Source organism: Aphanothece sacrum FPU1 (genome assembly GCF_003864295.1).
In the GTDB taxonomy this organism is placed as follows: Bacteria; Cyanobacteriota; Cyanobacteriia; order Cyanobacteriales; family Microcystaceae; genus Aphanothece_B; species Aphanothece_B sacrum.
This window is the reverse complement of the sequence record NZ_BDQK01000001.1, coordinates 715,337-735,241: the sequence shown is the minus strand read 5'-3', so window position 1 is coordinate 735,241 and position 19,905 is coordinate 715,337. Positions and strand designations below refer to the sequence as shown.

General features: G+C 35.9%; 24 protein-coding genes. 7 read left to right on the top strand and 17 right to left on the bottom strand.

Annotated elements, in window-relative coordinates:
- Positions 1-37: 37 nt before the first annotated feature.
- Together ruvB and AsFPU1_RS03365 are read right to left on the bottom strand one after the other, a co-directional pair.
- Positions 38-1,105: a Holliday junction branch migration DNA helicase RuvB gene (gene ruvB / locus AsFPU1_RS03370; protein ID WP_124977782.1), complete on the bottom strand. Its 1,068-nt coding sequence runs from the start codon at positions 1,103-1,105 to the stop codon at positions 38-40.
- 350 nt (positions 1,106-1,455) lie between these two features.
- Positions 1,456-2,277: a sulfotransferase domain-containing protein gene (locus tag AsFPU1_RS03365; protein WP_124977780.1), complete on the bottom strand. Its 822-nt coding sequence runs from the start codon at positions 2,275-2,277 to the stop codon at positions 1,456-1,458.
- Positions 2,278-2,420: 143 nt separating this feature from the next.
- Between AsFPU1_RS03365 and AsFPU1_RS03360 the strand changes: the two genes are divergently transcribed.
- Positions 2,421-4,748, top strand: coding sequence for a transglutaminase TgpA family protein (locus AsFPU1_RS03360; protein WP_124977778.1), 2,328 nt, complete (start codon positions 2,421-2,423; stop codon positions 4,746-4,748).
- 152 nt (positions 4,749-4,900) lie between these two features.
- Here the strand turns inward: AsFPU1_RS03360 and AsFPU1_RS03355 are convergent, their stop codons facing one another.
- Complete coding sequence (locus AsFPU1_RS03355) at positions 4,901-6,283, bottom strand: anthranilate synthase component I (protein ID WP_124977776.1); 1,383 nt, start codon at positions 6,281-6,283, stop codon at positions 4,901-4,903.
- Positions 6,284-6,518: 235 nt separating this feature from the next.
- Here AsFPU1_RS03355 and AsFPU1_RS03350 point away from each other — a divergent pair, with 235 nt between their 5' ends.
- Together AsFPU1_RS03350 and AsFPU1_RS03345 are read left to right on the top strand one after the other, a co-directional pair.
- The gene (locus AsFPU1_RS03350) at positions 6,519-7,601 is read left to right on the top strand and encodes an ATP-dependent 6-phosphofructokinase (RefSeq protein WP_125061044.1); all 1,083 of its coding nucleotides are present in this window, start codon (positions 6,519-6,521) and stop codon (positions 7,599-7,601) included.
- A gap of 550 nt (positions 7,602-8,151) precedes the next feature.
- Positions 8,152-8,436, top strand: a complete 285-nt coding sequence (locus AsFPU1_RS03345; protein WP_124977774.1) for a lipopolysaccharide assembly protein LapA domain-containing protein — start codon at positions 8,152-8,154, stop codon at positions 8,434-8,436.
- 108 nt (positions 8,437-8,544) lie between these two features.
- Here the strand turns inward: AsFPU1_RS03345 and glgA are convergent, their stop codons facing one another.
- The 5 genes from glgA to AsFPU1_RS03320 all read right to left on the bottom strand — a co-directional run bounded on the left by glgA (position 8,545) and on the right by AsFPU1_RS03320 (position 12,086).
- Positions 8,545-10,017, bottom strand: a complete 1,473-nt coding sequence (gene glgA / locus AsFPU1_RS03340; protein WP_124977772.1) for a glycogen synthase GlgA — start codon at positions 10,015-10,017, stop codon at positions 8,545-8,547.
- Between the two features lie 244 nt (positions 10,018-10,261).
- A complete protein-coding gene (locus AsFPU1_RS03335; RefSeq protein ID WP_124977770.1) occupies positions 10,262-11,173 on the bottom strand; it encodes an alpha/beta hydrolase in 912 nt (303 codons plus the stop codon).
- Between the two features lie 82 nt (positions 11,174-11,255).
- The gene (locus AsFPU1_RS03330) at positions 11,256-11,633 is read right to left on the bottom strand and encodes a DUF1499 domain-containing protein (protein ID WP_124977768.1); all 378 of its coding nucleotides are present in this window, start codon (positions 11,631-11,633) and stop codon (positions 11,256-11,258) included.
- Positions 11,634-11,649: 16 nt separating this feature from the next.
- Positions 11,650-11,901, bottom strand: coding sequence for a hypothetical protein (locus AsFPU1_RS03325; RefSeq protein WP_227873642.1), 252 nt, complete (start codon positions 11,899-11,901; stop codon positions 11,650-11,652).
- Positions 11,901-12,086 carry a hypothetical protein gene (locus AsFPU1_RS03320; RefSeq protein WP_124977766.1) on the bottom strand — a complete coding sequence of 62 codons (186 nt, stop codon included), beginning with the start codon at positions 12,084-12,086 and terminating at the stop codon, positions 11,901-11,903. Before AsFPU1_RS03320 ends, AsFPU1_RS03325 begins: the two co-directional genes overlap by 1 nt.
- Before the next feature lie 515 nt (positions 12,087-12,601).
- Between AsFPU1_RS03320 and AsFPU1_RS03315 the strand changes: the two genes are divergently transcribed.
- Positions 12,602-13,033, top strand: a complete 432-nt coding sequence (locus AsFPU1_RS03315) for a DUF29 domain-containing protein (protein ID WP_172957576.1) — start codon at positions 12,602-12,604, stop codon at positions 13,031-13,033.
- 59 nt (positions 13,034-13,092) lie between these two features.
- On the opposite strand, the gene AsFPU1_RS03310 is transcribed toward AsFPU1_RS03315, so the two are convergent.
- From AsFPU1_RS03310 to ndhC, 3 genes are read right to left on the bottom strand one after another with little or no spacing between them, the layout of a single operon-like run.
- Positions 13,093-13,629: an NAD(P)H-quinone oxidoreductase subunit J gene (locus AsFPU1_RS03310; RefSeq protein ID WP_124977764.1), complete on the bottom strand. Its 537-nt coding sequence runs from the start codon at positions 13,627-13,629 to the stop codon at positions 13,093-13,095.
- Position 13,630: 1 nt separating this feature from the next.
- Complete coding sequence (gene ndhK, locus AsFPU1_RS03305; protein WP_124977762.1) at positions 13,631-14,371, bottom strand: photosynthetic/respiratory NAD(P)H-quinone oxidoreductase subunit K; 741 nt, start codon at positions 14,369-14,371, stop codon at positions 13,631-13,633.
- A 47-nt stretch (positions 14,372-14,418) separates the two neighbouring features.
- Positions 14,419-14,781, bottom strand: coding sequence for a photosynthetic/respiratory NAD(P)H-quinone oxidoreductase subunit C (ndhC, locus tag AsFPU1_RS03300; protein ID WP_124977759.1), 363 nt, complete (start codon positions 14,779-14,781; stop codon positions 14,419-14,421).
- Between the two features lie 291 nt (positions 14,782-15,072).
- On the opposite strand from ndhC, the gene AsFPU1_RS22425 reads away from it, so the two are divergent.
- Positions 15,073-15,219, top strand: a complete 147-nt coding sequence (locus tag AsFPU1_RS22425) for a hypothetical protein (RefSeq protein WP_172957575.1) — start codon at positions 15,073-15,075, stop codon at positions 15,217-15,219.
- 33 nt (positions 15,220-15,252) lie between these two features.
- Here the strand turns inward: AsFPU1_RS22425 and AsFPU1_RS03295 are convergent, their stop codons facing one another.
- From AsFPU1_RS03295 to AsFPU1_RS03280, 4 genes are all read right to left on the bottom strand, one after another.
- Positions 15,253-15,468, bottom strand: coding sequence for a hypothetical protein (locus AsFPU1_RS03295; protein WP_124977757.1), 216 nt, complete (start codon positions 15,466-15,468; stop codon positions 15,253-15,255).
- Between the two features lie 52 nt (positions 15,469-15,520).
- Positions 15,521-15,934 carry a type II toxin-antitoxin system VapC family toxin gene (locus tag AsFPU1_RS03290; protein ID WP_124977755.1) on the bottom strand — a complete coding sequence of 138 codons (414 nt, stop codon included), beginning with the start codon at positions 15,932-15,934 and terminating at the stop codon, positions 15,521-15,523.
- Positions 15,931-16,173 (bottom strand): hypothetical protein, encoded by a 243-nt coding sequence (locus AsFPU1_RS03285; protein WP_124977753.1) that lies wholly within the window; start codon positions 16,171-16,173, stop codon positions 15,931-15,933. The genes AsFPU1_RS03290 and AsFPU1_RS03285 overlap by 4 nt, the downstream gene beginning before the upstream one ends.
- 88 nt (positions 16,174-16,261) lie before the next feature.
- Positions 16,262-16,504 (bottom strand): hypothetical protein, encoded by a 243-nt coding sequence (locus AsFPU1_RS03280; RefSeq protein WP_124977751.1) that lies wholly within the window; start codon positions 16,502-16,504, stop codon positions 16,262-16,264.
- A 111-nt stretch (positions 16,505-16,615) separates the two neighbouring features.
- Between AsFPU1_RS03280 and AsFPU1_RS03275 the strand changes: the two genes are divergently transcribed.
- Entirely contained in the window at positions 16,616-17,221 is a 606-nt protein-coding gene (locus AsFPU1_RS03275; RefSeq protein WP_227873641.1) for an AAA family ATPase, read from the top strand.
- 299 nt (positions 17,222-17,520) lie between these two features.
- Positions 17,521-17,979: a hypothetical protein gene (locus AsFPU1_RS03270; RefSeq protein WP_124977745.1), complete on the top strand. Its 459-nt coding sequence runs from the start codon at positions 17,521-17,523 to the stop codon at positions 17,977-17,979.
- 145 nt (positions 17,980-18,124) lie between these two features.
- Here AsFPU1_RS03270 and AsFPU1_RS03265 read toward each other — a convergent pair whose 3' ends face one another.
- Both AsFPU1_RS03265 and recR read right to left on the bottom strand, forming a co-directional pair.
- Positions 18,125-19,246, bottom strand: coding sequence for a beta-ketoacyl-ACP synthase (locus tag AsFPU1_RS03265; protein WP_124977743.1), 1,122 nt, complete (start codon positions 19,244-19,246; stop codon positions 18,125-18,127).
- Positions 19,247-19,840 carry a recombination mediator RecR gene (gene recR / locus AsFPU1_RS03260; protein WP_125061043.1) on the bottom strand — a complete coding sequence of 198 codons (594 nt, stop codon included), beginning with the start codon at positions 19,838-19,840 and terminating at the stop codon, positions 19,247-19,249.
- Positions 19,841-19,905 lie beyond the last annotated feature (65 nt).

Here is a 19,905-nt window from a genome sequence, read left to right as displayed (position 1 = left end):
TATCGTTAGTCCCAACACCGAACTCCTAACACCGAACTCAGGTTAATTGTAAATGTTGATAAGCAGGAGCAGAAACAACTCTACCCCTTGGAGTACGATGAAGAAAACCAATTTGTAATAAATAAGGTTCATAAACTTCTTCAATGGTTTTAGCATCTTCACCCGTAGCAGCACCAATAGCTTCTAAACCTACTGGCCCCCCCTTAAATTGATCGATCATTGTTTGTAAAATTAACCTATCTGTCCAATCCAATCCTTGAGTATCTACCTGATAAATATTTAACGCATCTTTGGCTAATTCTTCTGTAATTATATCTAATTTTTTGACCTGCATATAATCTCGAACTCGCCGCAATAAACGATTAGCAATACGAGGAGTTCCTCTAGATCTACAAGCAATTTCTGTTGCACCTTCTTCAGTAATTGAAGTATTAATAATCTTCGCAGTTCGTAGAATAATTAAAGCTAATTCCTGGGGTTCATAAAATCTTAAACGTTGAATTAATCCAAAGCGATCGCGCAAAGGAGATGTTAAAGATCCTACCTTAGTTGTAGCACCAATTAACGTAAATTTAGGCAAAGGAATACTACGAATTCTAGCAGATTGTCCCTTACCAATAGTAATATCAAGACGATAATCTTCCATCGCCGGATAAAGTAATTCTTCCGTCAAACGATTAAGACGATGAATTTCATCAATAAACAAAATATCCCCAGGTTTAAGATTAACTAATAACCCTGTAATATCTCTAGGACGTTCTAAAGCAGGTGCAGCCGTAATTTTACAATTAACACCCATTTCAGTCGATAAAATGAGAGAAATTGTCGTTTTACCCAAGCCAGGAGGGCCATATAATAATAAGTGATCTAAAGAATCTTGACGAGTTTTTGCTGCCCCAATAGCAATAGATAAGACATCTTTGAGATCTTGTTGTCCAATATAATCAGCTAAGGAATGGGGACGGATAGAGTCCTCTGATTTACCTTGTTCTTGAGGAGTAGAAATAGGTGAAAGCAGATGATCAGTTTCAGAAGGTATGGAAGGGCTTGTTTTTTTTGGAGAAGAAGCAGAATTATCAGAATTACCAGACCGTTTAATTGCCATTATATATAATTGAGGAGTTTTTTAAAATGGATAATTGATAACTAATATGATTGAAAACCTCTCATTTTAAGGTTAAAAAAGAACTCGTTGCTAACTTTATTCGGTTCTACCGAACTTAGTAGGATGTAAAAGGATTACAAATTACAGGCTTAAACCCGATCAGGTTAAGCTATAGGAACTAAGCCTGGCTACCCAGGCTTAAAATTAGGCTGTGTAGACAGCCTTTGTGCTTATAGAATAAGGACAAAGGCTGTATTGATTTATTAATTTTACATGACAAGTTCGGTAGAACCCTTTATTCTAATTATCTTCATTGATGAAGTGGTAATTATCAATTATCCATGATTGAATTACCAATTATAACTCTTACCTAATAAAGTGTATAATTGTTGGTTATAGGGTTCAAAATAAGTCTTCAATTGTTCTAAAACTTGCTTATCTTCTACACTTTTCTCGGATTTTATACCCACATTGTATTTATTTTCTAGAAGCTGCTTGAGAGAAGCTTCAGAAAAAGGTTCAATATCTAAAAATGTGCAAACTCGATTAAGGACAGATTCTAAATCATTTTTAAGATCATTAAAGTTAAGAATTAAGAGCATATTTTTGTCAAAATATTGATAATAATTTTCTATCTGTTCAACGTACTTACCTCTGGCTAAATAATCATAAGTATATATATCGGCAGCACATTTATTATTTAATTCTTGTTCAATAGCTTCAGCAAAAGTTCTAGTGTCTGCAATTTTTTTATTATTCTGTGCGACATCAGCATTAGTCCAAAAACTATGATACATTTTCCAAGCAGAATAAGCACGACTCACTGGTTCTCTTAACACCGCAATCATTTTAATATTTCCTAAATCTTGTTTAATTAAATTAGGAATATGAGGAAAATACATATAATTAGGGGAAGAATCTACCGTCATCCGATTTCCTTTTTGTAATTTAGAAGGAAAATTTCCTAAGTACCAAGTCATACCTTGAGCATAATTTTCTGGAAGATCAAAATAACGAACTTCTTTCCAACTTTTATTTTTAATGATTTGAGGATGCTGAATCAAATAATTATATAATGAAGTTGTTCCCGATTTCTGCGCTCCAATAATTAGAAAATCTGGGCGAGACTTAAAGAGAGGATAAACGATATTTTTGACGGTTTGTTTAATCATAAGATTGAGATTAATCTAAAAAAATAGAGAAAAATGGATAATTGTTAATAAGCACTTAAACAAAATTAATTACACAGGGCAGGTCAGGTTTTGATATGATTATAATGCTTGAGTAAATAATTGTCAATCTCTCCTCAGTCTCTATGGAAAACACTAACTCGCAACAATTACCATTTTTTGAGAAATTTAGACAAAAAATTGCAGCAATGCCTTTGCCGCAAACAGAAGAATCCTTACTATTGCGTATTTTAGTCCAAGGATTAGTTATTGTTGGTATTATTGCTACAGATGTGGCCGCTCAAACTCAGATGAGTCTATGGGCTATTCCCTTAAGTATTTTAGGGGCAACTTGGAGTTGGTATCGTCGTAAATATCCTAACATTACGATCAAGTTTTTCCTAGCAATAGGAATGCTAGGAGTTTTGTTTTTTTTCTTAATTAATTTAACTCAGAATTTAAACGATAGTCGTCTTACTTTAGCTGGATTATTAGTTCAATTACAAGTTCTCCACAGTTTTGATTTACCTCGGCGCAAAGATTTAGGCTATTCTATGATCATTGGTTTGATTTTATTAGGAGTAGCCGGGACAGTTTCTCAAACCTTAGCTTTTGCCCCTTGGTTATTACTATTTTTAATTCTTGCTATTCCTACCTTAGTCTTAGATTATCGTTCTCGTTTAGGCTTAAAAAGCATTAATTTATCTTTAAAATCACTCTTTTATAGTCCTTCATCTGTTCCTAATTCTCAGGGTTCATTTTGGCAATATTCTCCTCTTTCTCCTAGTCGTTTAAGTGTCATTCTTGGCATTACATTACTATTAGGATTAGGAATTTTTCTGGTGATGCCTCGTTTTCCTGGGTATCAACTACAAACCTTTCCAGTTAGTAGTCCTTTAGATGCAGATAGTCAAAAATTTGAGCAAAAAAACCGTGATATTATCAATCCAGGTTATGCTCAAAATGGTCAAAAAAATAACCAGAATAATGGTGGAGAAGGAAGTCCAAGCGAAGGAACTGGTCAATTTAATAGTAATTATTATTATGGTTTTAATACTAAAATTAATCAAAATTTACGAGGAGAAATGAAGCCCAAAGTTGTCCTGCGGGTACGTTCTCAAGCTCCAGGATTTTGGCGTGCTTTATCTTTTGATTATTATACAGGCCAAGGTTGGGAAATTTCGGGAGATAAGGACTTAAAAACGATTAATAGAGATCTTTGGTCTTACAAGTTTTTTCTTCCTTCTACTGGCACTTATATGAAGACTAAAGAGGTGATTCAAAGTTATACGGCTGTTTCAGAGTTACCTAATGTAATTCCGACTTTATATTCGCCTACTTCTCTCTATTTTCCTGCAAAAGAAATTGCTCAAGATCCTCAAAATAATTTGCGATCGCCTGTAGGTTTAATTGAAGGACTTACCTATACAGTTATCTCAGAAGTTCCTTATAGAAACCGCACCGTTTTAAACAAATCTCCTTATAAGTATTCTCAAGAAATAAAAGATACCTATTTACAAATTCCTTCGGAAATTAGCGAGAAAGTTCGTAAAAAAACCCTAGAATTAATTTCTACTTCAGAAAAACCTCTTAATTCTACTTACGAAGCAGCTTTATTTTTAACCCAAAAAGTTAAACAACTATATCGAATTCAGCCTGATTTGCCTTTTTTTGATGACCAAGAAGATTTAGTAGAAGCATTTTTATTTAAGTATGAAGGAGGCTATCAAGATCACTTTTCAACTGTCCTAACAATGATGTTACGATCAATTGGCATTCCAGCCAGATTAACTGTAGGATTTGGGGCAGGAAAATTTAATCCGTTTACGGGTTTTTATATCGTTAAAAATACAGATGCTTACGCTTTAACCGAGGCTTATTTTCCTTATTTTGGTTGGTATGGTTTTGACCCCATTCCTGGTCATGATTTAATCCCTCCTTCTGTTGAAGAAGATCAAACCTTTGGGGTACTTAAACAATTTTGGAATTGGGTGGCTGGTTGGCTACCTTCTCCTATTACTGGATTTTTTAATGTTATTTGGACTTATGTAATTGGTGGTTTCTTAAGTTTATTATTATTGATCTGGGAATTTATTTCAGGTAGTTTAATAGGGGTATTTGTTGGTTTATTATTAGGGATTGGTTTAGCATTTTTAGGCTGGTTAGGTTGGGGACAACTCAGCAAATTAGGATATCATCGTCAGTTAGCAAAATTACCACCAATGGCGCGATTATACCAGGAAATGTTAGGAGTATTAAAAGGAAAAGGATATCCAAAACATCCGGCCCAAACGCCCTTAGAATATGTAGAAGTTTCCCGTCAACAACATCCCAGCGAACAAGCAGAAATTATTGCAGAAATTTCTCAAGCTTATGTGAGTTGGCGATATGGAGAAAATACCCAAAATTTAGAGTATTTGCAACAACAATTTCAAGCATTAGTTAAGAGTTTAAAGCCAAAAAATTCTAATTAAAAGCAGATGAATGGCAATATAATTATTTAGGTTTCATCCTTAGATTAATGATGCCATGCCCCTACAAATTAAACCAATACAACCAACACAGATTAATTTCAGTTGTCAAGTCAGAATTTTTGACCGTGAAGTAAGAATAATATCTAGTATTTTTATTGCAAAGCTGCTAACTGTGCTTGTGCTTTTTGTAGAGATTCTATCCATTCTTTATGGGGATCACTATCAGCAACTATTCCGGCCCCAACTTGTCCCCAAACCCCATTTAAACTAGCAGATAAAGGAGTATATAAAAGTGTCCGAATCAAAATATTTAAGTCAAGATTGCCTCGTCGATCTAAATAACCACAAGACCCATAAAATAGATTACGCTTAACAGGTTCGAGTTCTTCTATAATTTCCATACAGCGAACTTTAGGACATCCCGTAATAGTTCCTCCAGGAAATAATGAGCTAATTAAATCAATTGGAGTGTGATCGCGGCTTAAAATTCCCTTGACATTACTAACTAAGTGCATGACATGACTATAACGTTCCACCGTTAAAAGTTCATCAACTTTTACTGTTCCCCATTCACATACTCGTCCTAAATCATTGCGTTCTAAATCTACTAACATAATATGTTCCGCCAATTCTTTGCGATCGCGGGTTAATTCTTGCCATAAAGATTGTTCTTGTTGAGGAGTTTTGCCACGGGGACGAGTTCCAGCAATAGGACGAGTTTGAGCAATATTTCCTTGTAAATTAACTAATCTTTCCGGTGAACAACTAATAACATCTCCCCAAGGAGTTCGCCAATAACTAGCAAAAGGAGAAGGATTAATTTGTTGTAGTTTACGATAAATTGACCAACTATCTGTAGGGGTAGTGCTATGAAATCTTAAGGATAAATTAGCTTGAAAAATATCCCCAGCTTGAATATATTTTTTGGCCTGACGGACAGCATTTTCGTATTCATTTTGGGCAGTATAAAAAGAGATAGGTGATGAGGTGATGGAGTGATGGAGTAATGAGGTGATGGGGTGATGGGGTGATGAGATAAGACGGTGTTGCAAATGATCGAGTTCTGAGAGGGTCGTACTAGCTAACCATAAAGTTTGTTCAAGATGGTCTAAAATAGCAAAAGAAGCAGGTTCATACCAATAAGCCAGAGGAAAAGGGAGAGGATCTTGGTTAAACTGGGGTAATTGCTCAATTTCTCTGGCTAAATCATAGCCTAACCACCCTAACCAACCCCCAATAAAGGGTAGATGATCTGGTTGTTGGGGGATAAACTGATCCTTTTGTAATAAATCAGTTAAAAAAGGTAAAATTTCTCCAATTTGAGGAGTCCATAATTGAGTTTTACCCCCTATAATACGAGGTTCTCCCGCACAAATAGAATAACGCGATAAATAAGGATAGTCTGTTGGAGTGGGAAAAGGACTTTCTAACAAAGTAGCGATCGTATGATCAGCAAACAAACATTGAAAAATATCTGAACCAATACGCTGGTTCAAAGGAAGCGATCGCCAATACCACGGATAGACTGGGTTCATATTAAACTAATGATTAATCTTTAAGATTGGTTTTATGGGGTTAATCAATCTTTCTCTAAAGATAACAATTAGATTTTACCATAAACGTTCGTATTTTATTAATGTAATTTTCTGGAGAATATCTATTGAGTTAATCAAAAAAATAATTTTGATTTCTATAATTTTCCTTAAGATTAAAGCGACTATTACTCTTATAGCTAAAAATAAAATTGGATTGATTTAACAGATAATAGAAATGGGTGAGAAAAAACGCATTGGAATTCTTACCAGTGGTGGAGACTGCGCGGGTTTAAATGCCGTAATTCGTGCAGTAGTTCATCATGCAATAGGAACCTATAATTGGGAAGTTATTGGCATTAGAGAAGCAACCCACGGGTTAATGACTCGTCCCCCACAAATCATGGAATTTAAGATAGATAAACTCGATAACTTATTGTTAATGGGAGGAACAATTTTAGGGACAACAAATAAAGGTGATCCTTTTGCTTTTCCCATGCTCGATGGTTCCTTACGAGATCGCTCTCAAGAGATCATTGACGGTTATAATAGTTTAGGATTAGATGCCTTAATTGGTATTGGTGGAGATGGCAGTTTAGCCATTTTACGTCGTCTTGCTCAACAAGGAGGAATTAACCTAATTGGTATTCCTAAAACTATTGATAATGATGTGGGTGCAACTGAAGTTTCTATCGGGTTTGATACTGCCACAAATATTGCCACAGAAGCCTTAGATCGTCTCCATTTTACCGCAGCAAGTCATAACCGAGTCATGATTTTAGAAGTCATGGGAAGGGATGCGGGACATATTGCTTTAGCTGCAGGAATAGCGGGAGGTGCCGATATTATTTTGCTCCCGGAAATTCCCTATAAAATTGACAAAGTTTGCGAAAAAATTCGTCAACGACAAGAAATTGGTAAACATTTTTGTTTGGTAATGGTATCAGAAGCTGTGCGCACAGATGTGGGGGATCAACTAAAGGAAATTAAACAATTTGGAGAGGATCGTTTAGGCGGTATTGGCAAATATATCGCCGAACAAATTGCAGAAGAAACAGGGGCAGAAACCCGTGTTACAGTATTAGGACATATTCAACGGGGGGGGATACCTTCACCTGTTGATCGCCTCTTAGGATCAGCATTTGGAGTGGCAGCAGTTGATTTAATTGCCCAAGAAAAATTTGATCAAATGGTAGCTTGGCAAAACCGACAAATTATCAGTGTTCCTATTGCTGAAGCAATTAAAACTTATCGTACGGTTGACCCTGAAGAAACCTTGGTTAAAACTGCTAGAGGGTTAGGGATTTGTTTAGGAGATTAAATTCTTCTTAAGTCTTGGTTCTACCGGAGTTACTATGCTTTAATAAAAATTAATTGTACAGGCAGGGCGGGTTTTGATATAGTCGTAATACTTGAGCAATAGGGGGCGGGTTTATCTAGTTTTTTGGTGAGAATCATGCATTTATGTAAAAAACCCGCCCCTACAGATTTTATGTAATTAATTTTGTCTACTTGCTTATAGGTTGGGTAGAAAGCAAAGCTATCCGTCTCATCTTCCTTATCCGGTAAACTTAGATGATAATGAAATAGCCGGATTTGATGCTTCTACTGATGCCATTATGGTTCTATCGGACTTACTATGCTAAATTAATAATTAATGACAGACCTTATGTCTGATCCTATAAAGACTAAGTCCGCCTGCGCGGACACCCATTCTAGGTTGCGTAGGCAACCTTTGTTTGTATAGCTTAACTCTTAAGAGTTAAGGTCTATCATTTGTAATAATTTAGCATAATTTGTCCGGTAGAACCGCCATTATTGAGATCACAGGTTTAACCGGAACCTTAACTACAGCCAACTTTATCTAACTTATGAAAATTTTCACTAATCTAATAGTAGGGATTCTGATTGCCTTTTGGATTAGCGTTGTCGCTATTTTTTCGATTCAAAATATTAGTCAGGTTTCCCTCAATTTCTTGGCATGGCAGTCTATTACACTGCCTATCGGTGTTTTACTATCTTTTGCTCTGGGAGGCGGTTTTATAATCGGTGCATTGCTTCCTTTGCTTTGGCAACAACCTAAATCTCGCAAAAGACCTTTATCTCAAGAACAAGAAGACTCAAAGGAATTTGATTTTGACTTCGATGAATCGTGAACTATCCAGATTTTTTAGTCTAAGGCAAAAAAATGATGTAGGGGCATAATCTATTATGCCCCTACCAATTATTGTCTATTACTCAGTCGTAATTTATTAAAGCTAAAACTAAGCCTTAATAAAGTCATAAACTTCGAGATATTTATCCCCTGGATCATTCCAAGAGTAATCATATCTCATGCCTTGTTTAGCTAATTGATAAAATCCCTCTCGATTTGTATACCATAACTCTAAAGCACGGTGCATAGCTGATTCTAAAGCACTAGAATCCGTTTGGAAAAACACATATCCATTGCGTTCTTCAGGGCGATGAAATTGATCATAATCCTTATCAAAAACGGTATTAATTAAACCGCCAACACCCCGAACAATGGGAACTGTTCCATATTTTAAGGCAATCATTTGAGTTAAGCCACAAGGTTCATAATTACTGGGAACAACGAACATATCTGCACCGGCATAAATTAGGTGTGATAATTCTTCATTAAAACTAAGTTCTAAATGCACATCAGGATTATGATTTAGATGTTGTTTTTCGTGCCAGAACCAACTATTAATATCGGGGGCAGTGGCTGATCCTAATAACACAAATTGGGCGTTACGGGCCATAGCATAATACATGGCATGATGCACTAAATGAACCCCTTTTTGATCGTCTAAACGACCAATATAAGCAATTAGAGGTTTGTCTTCATCTCGGAGTAATAACCGTTCCCGTAAAGCCTTTTTATTCTGTACTTTTAACTCAAAATCTTCAACCCCATATTGAGTAGGAATATAACGATCAACTTCGGGACTCCAAATACTATAATCGAGTCCATTGAGAATGCCACCAAATTTTTGTTGATGGACTTCTAGGGTATGTCCTAACCCATATCCTTCATTTTCAAAACGGGCTTCCCAAGCATGATGAGGGGAAACAGTATTAACATAATTAGCATAAACAATACCCCCTTTCATTAAGTTGATGGCACTACCATTAAAGTTATCTTGTAGACGATCATAATTCAGGTAGTAAAGATCATTATTTAAGCCAGTTGCCCACAAAACATCAATTCCGGTAATTCCTTGATGTTTAAAGTTATGAATGGTATAACAAACTCGTTGTCTGTCCATGCCATGAAATTTATACATCTCGTATAACATTACCGGAATTAGTCCGGTTTGCCAATCATGACAGTGGATAATATCAGGCCGTTTATTACTCTTAAGTAAGAATTCTAAAGCCGCTTTACTGAAAAAAGCAAAGCGAAAATGATCATCTAATGCCCCATAATAATGACCTCGGTTAAAGAAATTATCACCGGAGTGGGGTTGAATAAAGAAACATTTTACTCCATGCACTGTACCATAAAATACAGAACAATGAATCGCCCCACCATACCAAGGTACCCATAAATCCCGATAAGCTTCGTGCATTCCCCAAATATGGTCATAGCGCATACAATCATACATCGGGAGGATTAATTCAACGCAATGACCTCGATTGTCGAGTTCACGACTCAATCCATAAACAACGTCACCTAAACCACCCGCTTTGATGACGGGGGCGCATTCTGAGGCAATTTGGACGATATACATAGTGTTTTTTTATCTAATCCCTGACGATTGGGGCTACTATTGTATTAATTCTTAATATTCTAAATGATATCTGTCAAATAAGTCTTGTTTGATCAACTTAAATGGGTCTTAGCTTAAAACATTTTGGCAGATATTGTATTTTGTTATACATTACCTGCCCAGATGTCGGTAGATTAGTAACTATATTCAGATTGATAAGTTATTGTTTTTGTCGGGTCAATGATGATTTAAAGATTAATGAAATTTACCAACTAAAGAATATTTTTAACACATTTTCTAGGCGACCTGCCCAAGATTCTTCACTATGTTGTCCGATTCCATCTTCCACAATAAAGAGGTTTTCATGTTCTCGATAGCCAAAATCTCGGATTAATAAATCGCGCATTTCTCGACCTCTTGCGGTTGCCCTTTCTTCGATAAAAGAGTTATGAAATCCTCCTTCACGAATTAAACCCCAATCTAAATATATTTTAGGCTGTAAATTAGGATCTTTTAAGGCATTTGATCCTTCAAGCAATAAAGCTGAATATTCTAAAGAGGCAAAAAAATCTCCTGATAATTCTAACAAAGCAAAATCAACAGTGGAATCTAATCCTACCCAAAATGAAGGAGACATAGCGGCTACACAACGAAATTTATCCGGGTGTCTAGTGGCAGTATAAAATGCAGCTAAACCCCCATGAGATGCCCCTAAAACCATTGAATTGTAAGGGTCAGCAATGGTTCTATAATTAGCATCGATAAACCCTTTAATTGACTGGGCAACATAATTAGAATAATGTTCTAATCCTCCCCATTCTGCACCCCATACAGGGGCATGAGTATATTCATAATCTCGGTTAATGGGACAGATCGCAACTACAATCACTTTACGAATTTGATTGCTTAAATATAGTCTAGTTAGAAGACCTGCCATATTCCAAGTTTTCTGATATGCACCCCCAGGAAAAAAGGCGGTATCCCCATCATTCATATAAATAACAGGATAGTTTTCTTGACTTGATTCGTAGTTTCTCGGTACAAAAACATGAATTCGTCTAGGTGTATCAAAAGAATCTCCTACCTGAAAATTGTCATAAGTATGAAAATATCCGGCCCAATGTCCCCGATCATGATACCAAGCTTCTTGTCCGCCTTTCGTAAATTGTTCAGCCATAAGTTAGTAATTAATTCTTAATAAGCAATTCTCACTTTTCCCTGAGTCAAAATTAATTTAAAGTGAGATAAATTTAGGCTTGTTATTTCAGTTTAGCACGAATTTGTTCTACTCTTTTACGATTCAGCCCTAAGTCAGATTTACCTAGACGTGATGCTGACCGCACATGAAGGACATTTTCGTTAGGATCTAGATAAAATTCTACGTCATCAACATAGCCCATTAATGGGGTTTTAAATTCGGCATAAAGATAATTGTCTGTTGCTTCAATAATGGTTGTTCTTTCCATACTTTCAATGACTTTTCTTAAGGTAGAAATAGCCACAGCAGGAAGGGGATCTATTTTGAACTGATTATTTGAACTTTGACTATTAACACAATTAGGTGTACCTGGACAAGCGGTTAACTTACCGTCTTTAACTCCTAAATTTGTAGGTCTGGTTCCTGAAAAATTAAACATGGTCGGATCTCCTATTTTATAGACTTACGTTTTGACTTAATTTTGATGAGATAGTTCTCGGTTTTTGTGAGTTACTTTTCTCAAAAATTTCTTGAATTAATTGTTTAGCTTCTTCTCTTTCTTCATCTGATAAATAATCTTTCCCTTTTACTCCTGGAATATAGCCTTTACTGTGGCCAACTGCTTCAATATATCGCTGTTTTCCTTGCTCGAAAATCTCCGTAAATCTCTGATATTGTTGTTTTTGGATCTCATTAGCTTGATTCATTATAGTTGCTTCCAGTTTAAGGATACAATAGAGCCATCCAGTAAAATAATGGCATGGGGAAGATTGAGGCTAGGGGTCTGAATATACCAGTCTCCTGTTTCTCCATCAAAAAAGTGAGAACCTAGCAATTCAAGGGTATCTAATGCTTGAATAATTAAATATTGCTCCTCCGTTGGTTCTATCATTAAAATTTCTAAATTACGGGTATCTTAACCAGATTCTAACATGATACTGACTAAAAGCAAAATCCTTCACATGCTGTACAAAAATCACTGAAAATTAAAGCGGAAAGAAAAGCAAAAAATCAAGTTTATGAAGCTGCAATATCTGATGATTGAAGAATTAATTCTCATTGCTGAATGCTCTTTGGATGCTGAATATCAAGACCAAATCGTACATTTACCCATTCCCTAATTTTCCTCTATTTATCAAGAATGCCACGCTTGATAAAATTCAGGAAATGTTTCAAAAATAATAGACTTTAACTCGTTCATAGTTAAGCTATATAAACAAAGGTTGCCTACGCAACCTAGAATGGCTGTCCGCGTTCGTCGGACTTAGTTTTTATAGGATCAGACATAAGGTCTGTTATTAATTATTAATTTAGCATAGTAAGTCCGGTAGGGGCTTAATACCATTAAGCCCTAATATGTAGTAAAATAAAATTAGGGGAAAGTAAAAAAAATTAGGAGTTTAAGCAATGATTGAACAAGTTACAATTAGTAAGTCACTATATGAAACCGACTATCCTTTATGGCTAGAAAAACAAGCGATCGCGCTTAAAAATCGTGATATTAACAATTTAGATTGGATTAATTTATTAGAGGAAATAGAATATTTGGGTAACGAACAGATTCACGCGGTTAATAATCTTTTAAAGCAAATTATTATTCATCGCTTAAAACTTGATTATTCCCCTGAAATTTATTCTAGACATCATTGGAAGTGTGAAATTAATGCCTTTATTGATAATCTCGAAGATAAATTGACTAAATCTATGATCAACAAAATTGACCTTGAAAAGCCTTATAAAAGGGCAAGACGCACGATTTTAGAAAATTATAACCTTGATTTGCCCCAAGATTGCCCTTATTCCCTTGATGAATTAACTACCTATCTTGATATAAAATAAAATAAAAATCCCCTCAAACTAACAAATCTGAGGGGAATAATTATTAAAAGACACAAATATTAATAAGCATCTTGTAACTCGTAAAAATCAGGGGAAACATAATCTTTTCGCATGGGCCAACCTACCCAATCTTCTGGCATCAAAATCCGTTTAAGATCAGGATGTCCGTCATAGATAATCCCATACATATCATAGCTTTCCCGTTCTTGCCAGTCTGCTGCTTTCCAAATCCAGTAAACAGACGGAATATGAGGGTTATCTCTAGGTAAAAACACTTTGAGACGAACTTCTTCCGGGCGGTCTCGCCCTGCGAGTGCGGCTGCACCGCTATTATCTGCTACCTTAATCAAATGATAGAAGCTAACTAACTCTTTACCCGGCCCCAAATCATAAGCACCCTGACATTGCAGATAGTTAAACCCATAAGCATATAGGGCCGTAGACAAAGGGATCAAAAATTCCGGGGCCACTTTAATTAACTCTATGCCTAAATGATCCGGTTCCAACAGATCATGATCAAAGCCATTTTCCGTTAACCAACTAGAAACAGGGCCAGCTTGAATAATAGCTGTTTCTTGTGTATTTTCATCAACCACGTTATACTCCCTCCTTCTGTTTCTGGGACACTAAAGCGGGGGGAACTTCCATACCGATGGCCTCAGTCAATTCTTTAGGAGGAGCTTGACGAGTAGCAGTGGCTAAATATTTTCCTGTCAAAATGGGGGCAACAGCCTTCATATTATGGGTGGTGCTATAGTAACGATGGGTTTGCTGCATCACCGATGACCGTTCTTGAATCGTCTCATTAGACACTTTCTTACGAAGTTTAATGACCGCATCAAAAATCGCTTCAGGACGGGGAGGACAACCAGGAATGTACACATCCACCGGAATTAATTTATCAACCCCTCGCACTGCGGTAGTGGAGTCACTGCTAAACATTCCCCCAGTAATAGTACAAGCACCCATAGCAATGACATACTTAGGTTCGGGCATTTCTTCATAAAGCCGTACCAAAGCTGGAGCCATCTTCATGGTAATTGTCCCCGCAGTGATGATTAAATCAGCTTGTCGGGGGCTAGAACGGGGTACTAGACCAAAACGGTCAAAATCGAAGCGCGAACCCAGTAGAGCCGCAAATTCGATAAAACAGCAAGCGGTTCCATAGAGTAGGGGCCACAAACTTGATAAGCGGGCCCAGTTATGGAGGTCATCAACGGTGGTGAGAATGATATTCTCTGAGAGTTCTTGAGTTACCTGACTGCGAGCAATAGGGTTCAGAATCTTTTCCGTTTGTTCTTGCTCGAAACTCGTTAAATTCGTGGGATTTGGACTCATGATGCACTTATAATGAATAATTTCGATCAACCATTATGGCTTAGTTATTAGGACCATTCGAGGGCCCCTTTACGCCAAGCGTAAACCAGAGCGATAACAAGAATGGCAATAAAAATCAGGGCTTCCACAAATGCTAACAGTCCTAAACGGCTGAATGCTACTGCCCAAGGATACAAAAAAACGGTTTCTACATCAAAAACCACAAATACCAGGGCAAACATATAATAGCGGATATTGAATTGAATCCAAGCTCCCCCAATGGGTTCCATCCCTGATTCATAGGTTGTGAGTCTTTCGGGGCCGCCACCACTAGGCCGTAATAATTTTGAGGCTGTTAAGGCTAAAATAGGGACTAAACTACAAGCGAGTAAAAAGCCCAGTAAATATTCGTAACCATTGAGGACAAACACTTTTCTTTGATAACTCCTCTATTGAGAACAAATTCCACTATAAACTTTATATTACCTCTATTCAATGTTGATTGCAAAACTAACATCAGTTAAGGTTTGAGTTTATCTGGTTCTCCTTAACATTAAAGCTTAAACCTAACAAAAATACACAGACAGATTTTACAGTGAACAGTGAACAGTAAACAGTTATCAGTTAAATCCCTGGGTCCCGCGTCTCTCAAAAAATGCTTGCATTATCAAATTATATAAAATAATACAATATTTCAGTGTAACTTAAATTCGTCACAGCTTATGAATTCGTCTTCATCCCCACCAAAACCTCTTGATGTTGCTTTAGGACATTACCAAACTGCTTTAGATAAAATACAGGGAGCATCCCATTTTTGCACGTTAGCTTTTTTCAGAGGTGCTGAAATCCTTGGGTTATCGTTTCAGTAAAGGGGAATTGTACTAAAACGATATCGCCTTTTTTTAGTGCCACTGAATAGGTTCTCCATCTTCAAGAGTATAAATATCTGGTTCATCGTAAAGGAAATCAAATGCTCCCCCTATTTGAACTAAATTTTCTATTTCTTTAGCTGATGAATAGGAAATTTTATCAGCTAATTTTTGTTCTAATAGTGTGCTTTCTTCTTCTGAAAGAGATTGAATAATTTGTATGAGAGATACCACTAATTTTGTATTCATTTGTGATTAATCCTGTTTGATTAAAAGTTCTGATGATGAATCTTTTTCTTGATTATTCTCTGAGTAAAGCACTAAATCTTTCTTGCTGAAAATGCTTATCAAAGGTTAATATTTCATTGATTTCTAGTTGTCTCATGATTTGCATTGAGGCACAATCTGTTAAACTGTAACCTTTATCTAAACGTCTTTGATAAAAAGCAAAAGCTTGCTCAAATTGTTCACTAGTTTGAGGAATAATTATGGTGTTGCTATCATTGCGTAGTCTATGGGTTAAGCGAATAGCTGATTTCCTTAAATATTCCCCTCTACTGCATAAAGCATTCAACAATTCTGTGAGAACCATTTCACTGGTAACACTTCTAAATTTACCGAGTCTTGCTGTCATATTGATAGCAAGTGGATAAAGATTATCTCCAGAATCAGTGAGAGCTTGTAAATAGGATGTATCCAAGAAAATTTGTCTCATTCTTCCTCATCTTCTCTTGGTGCGCCATACATATAATGTTCAAAATTACGCGCAAAGTCTCTGGGAAAGTGTTTTCGCCATTCTGACTGAGGGACAACGTTACCAATCTCAACAATTTGCTGCCAAATGGGTTTCGCTAGAAATTCGGGGTCATTTTCTAAAGCATCCCATTTTGCGTCAAGTTCTTCCATTGATAACTCATTAGTATCGGAAGTTGAACGATCATTTAAGCTAGTCATAATTAGGTTTTAGTTTTGTAATTAATACCATAAATTAATTATAACAAAAATTCTCTTTATAGATGAAATATATCTAGAAAAATTGGTTTTATTCTTCCTCATCTTCTCTCGGTGCGCCATACATATAATGTTCAAAATTACGCGCAAAGTCTCTGGGAAAGTGTTTTCGCCATTCTGACTGAGGGACAACGTTACCAATCTCAACAATTTGCTGCCAAAAGGGTTTTGCTAGAAATTCGGGGTCATTTTCAAGAGCATCCCATTTAGCATTGAGTTCTTCCATTGATAACTCATTAGTATCGGAAGTTGAACGATCATTTAAGGTAGTCATAATTAGGTTTTAGTTTTGTAATTAATACCATAAATTAATTATAACAAAAATTCTCTTTATAGATGAAATATATCTAGAAAAATTGGTTTTATTCTTCCTCATCTTCTCTCGGTGCGCCATACATATAATGTTCAAAATAGAGAACTTAGTGGAGGACAAAGAAAACGGGTCAGTATTGGGGTAGAATTATTAGCTGATCCTAAACTATTTTTCTTAGATGAACCAACTTCTGGACTTGATCCAGGGTTAGATAAAGATTTAATGTTGCTGTTACGAGATTTAGCGGATCAAGGTCGAACAATTATTTTAGTTACCCATGCAACGACCAATATTGCTGTATGCGATCGCATTGCTTTTATGGGTTTAGGGGGATATTTATGTTATTTTGGCCCTCCCATTCAAGCAATGTCATTTTTTCAAATGCCTTCAGATGATTTAACCTATTTTCCTGATATTTATCGTAAACTGAATACAGGAAATTCAACAGATAAAATTCAACAAACTGTAGAACAATGGGAAAATTTATTCCGTCAATCTAGTTATTATCATCAGTATATTCGTGATCCCCTAAGTAAAGGCAATGATCATACTAATTCTTCCTTATCTCAAAGAATTAAATCGGGTCAAAAAGTTCAGCATTACCTCAATTATGGATTCTTAGTAAACGGTATTTTACTCTTGTTTGGCGCGATCGCAAGAACTTCATACTTTTACTGAGTATTGCCCCTATAGGTATATTTTTGACCTGGTTCGTTTTAACAGATCCTTTTTCAAAAATAGTAAGAAGTGAGATATTTAAACCACAAAATATTGACCCAAAAAATATTGATCCACAAAGAGCTTTTTTAGCATTAAAAGTCTTGTTTATTTTTACTTGTGCTACTACCTGGGTAGGTTTATCTAACTCGGTTACATCAATTATTCATGAAAAAAGTATTTATATAAGAGAACGTTTAGTTAATTTGAAAATTATTCCTTATCTTGGCTCAAAGTTATGAGTTTTTAGTTTATTAGCATTGATTCAATCCTTAATTATTACTTTAATTATTGCAGTCAGTTTTGTTTATCCTGGTAACACAAATTGGTTATTAGGATTATCTATCACAACTTTTTTAACATTAATTGGTAATGTTTGCTGCGGACTAGCTATCTCATCTTTCGTGCAAAATCCGAACGAGGCTAATAGTATTTTACCTCTAATTCTGTTGGCACAAACTGTTTTTGCTGGAGTCCTATTTGAACTAAAAGGTAAGGTTGAAATATTGGCGAATTCTATGTTAAGTCGTTGGTCTATTCGCGCCTATGGAAGCTTAGTTGATATTCAAAGTTTAGTTCATCCTAATCTAAAAGATACCTTTGATATCTATGTTGCTAATAATAATAATTTAATGTTAAGTTGGTTTTCATTAATTGGGTTAAGTTTACTGTATTTAGGATTTTCATATTGGCAATTAAAAGGAAAAAAAGAATATTAGTATAAAGAGTAGAGATCAACGGCCGTTGACCCCTACAAAACAGGCAAAGATTGCCTACCCAACCTAAAATTTAGTCCGCGAAGGCGGACTTCGTTTCTATAGTATAAGGCTTTAGCCTTTTATTAATTATTAGTTTAGCTTAAAATCAAAATTTCCCTAACCCTATCACTCCATTTTGTCCCCCAAATCCAAACCCTAAACATAACACTTTTTTAAGGGGATACTGATAGGATTCTTTCACTAAATTTAAGTCAAAATCTGACGTTTCTAAACCCACACAAGGGGGTATATATTGATAACGTAAAGCCATTAAACTTAAAGCAACTGTTATTGCCCCTGATGCGCCTAATGTGTGTCCCGTTGACCCCTTAGTTGAACTAACAAGAATATTCGGAGAAAATAGAGACTTAATTAAAGCAGCTTCTCGGCGATCATTTAGCTGTGTACTGGTTCCATGAGCGTGAATATAATCTATCTCTTGAGAGTTTAATTCACTGCGTTCTAAACATTGTTCAATGGCAATTAAAGCCATTTTATCATCAGTTGGGGGCGCACTCATATGATAGCCATCACAAGTAAAACTAGATCCTAAAATTTGACCATAAATTGACGCTTTTCTTTGTAACGCTAATGCGGCTGATTCTAAAACAAAGACCGCCCCACCTTCTGCTAAAACTAAGCCCTCTCGACGTTTATCAAAGGGATAACAACCCGTTTTAGCTAACGCTCCCATTTGTTGAAAACCTGTTAAGGTTAAAGGAGTAATCGGAGTTTCTATCGCACCCACAATTACGCGATCGCATTTTTTTTGTTTAATTAATTCAACCCCTTGACTAATAGCCCAAAGTCCTGTATTACAAGCATTCATTGGCGCACCAACAATATGATTTGTTTCAATTTGACGAGCAGTTATCAGAGCAGCTTGATGAGGTAAATTATCTAACCAATTTGACAAATCTAAGGTATTTTCTGGAGTTAATAATTGTTCCCAAATACCTTGACATCCTCGACTTGAACCTATCACTACACCACAGTCAGGTAAAGGAGATTTAAGCTGAGCATCGGTTAAAGCATCTGCTACTATTAATGGAGTCAAATAACTTAGAGAAATTGGCTTATTTTCAATTAATCCCATCGGGTAAGGAGACAGTTTAACAAAAGGTTGTTGTAACTTTATTCCTGATTTTCCAGCTACTAAAGATTGCCAAGTTTGGGCTAAATTTCCTAAACAAGAACGCAAACCAATTCCAGTAACAACAACATCCATTTATTCTAATTCTCGCCGTCCTTCTAATGCTCTTGCTAAAGTTACTTCATCCGCATATTCTAAATCCCCTCCCATCGGTAAACCAAAAGCAATTCTTGTTACTTTGGTAAAGGGTTTTAATAGTTGTCCAATATAAAGAGTAGTAGTTTCTCCTTCTACAGTAGGACTAATAGCTAAAATCACTTCTTTGATCTGATTTTGCGCTACCCGTTTAACTAAAGCTTGAATGTATAATTGTTCAGGTCCAATACCATCCATCGGAGAAATAACTCCCCCTAATACATGATATTTTCCTCTATATTCTCTCGTCTTTTCTAAAGCAATGACATCACGAGCATCAGCTACCACACAAATTGTCTCTTGATCTCGATTTTGATTACGACAAATTTCACAAATAGGTTCAGCCGAAAAATGAAAACAAACTTGACATAATCCTACCTTTTTTTTCGCTTCAACTAAAGCATTCGCTAAAGCTTGAATCTCAACTTCAGGACGTTTAAGAATATGTAAAGCAAGTCGTTGGGCAGTTTTTGGACCAACCCCTGGTAAGCGTTGTAATTGTTCAATTAAGCGGGCAAGTGGTGGAGTATAAATAGTTAGATAACCTTTACTTTTATGAGTATCTTTATTATAATAAAAAATAGCAGCTAAACAATAAA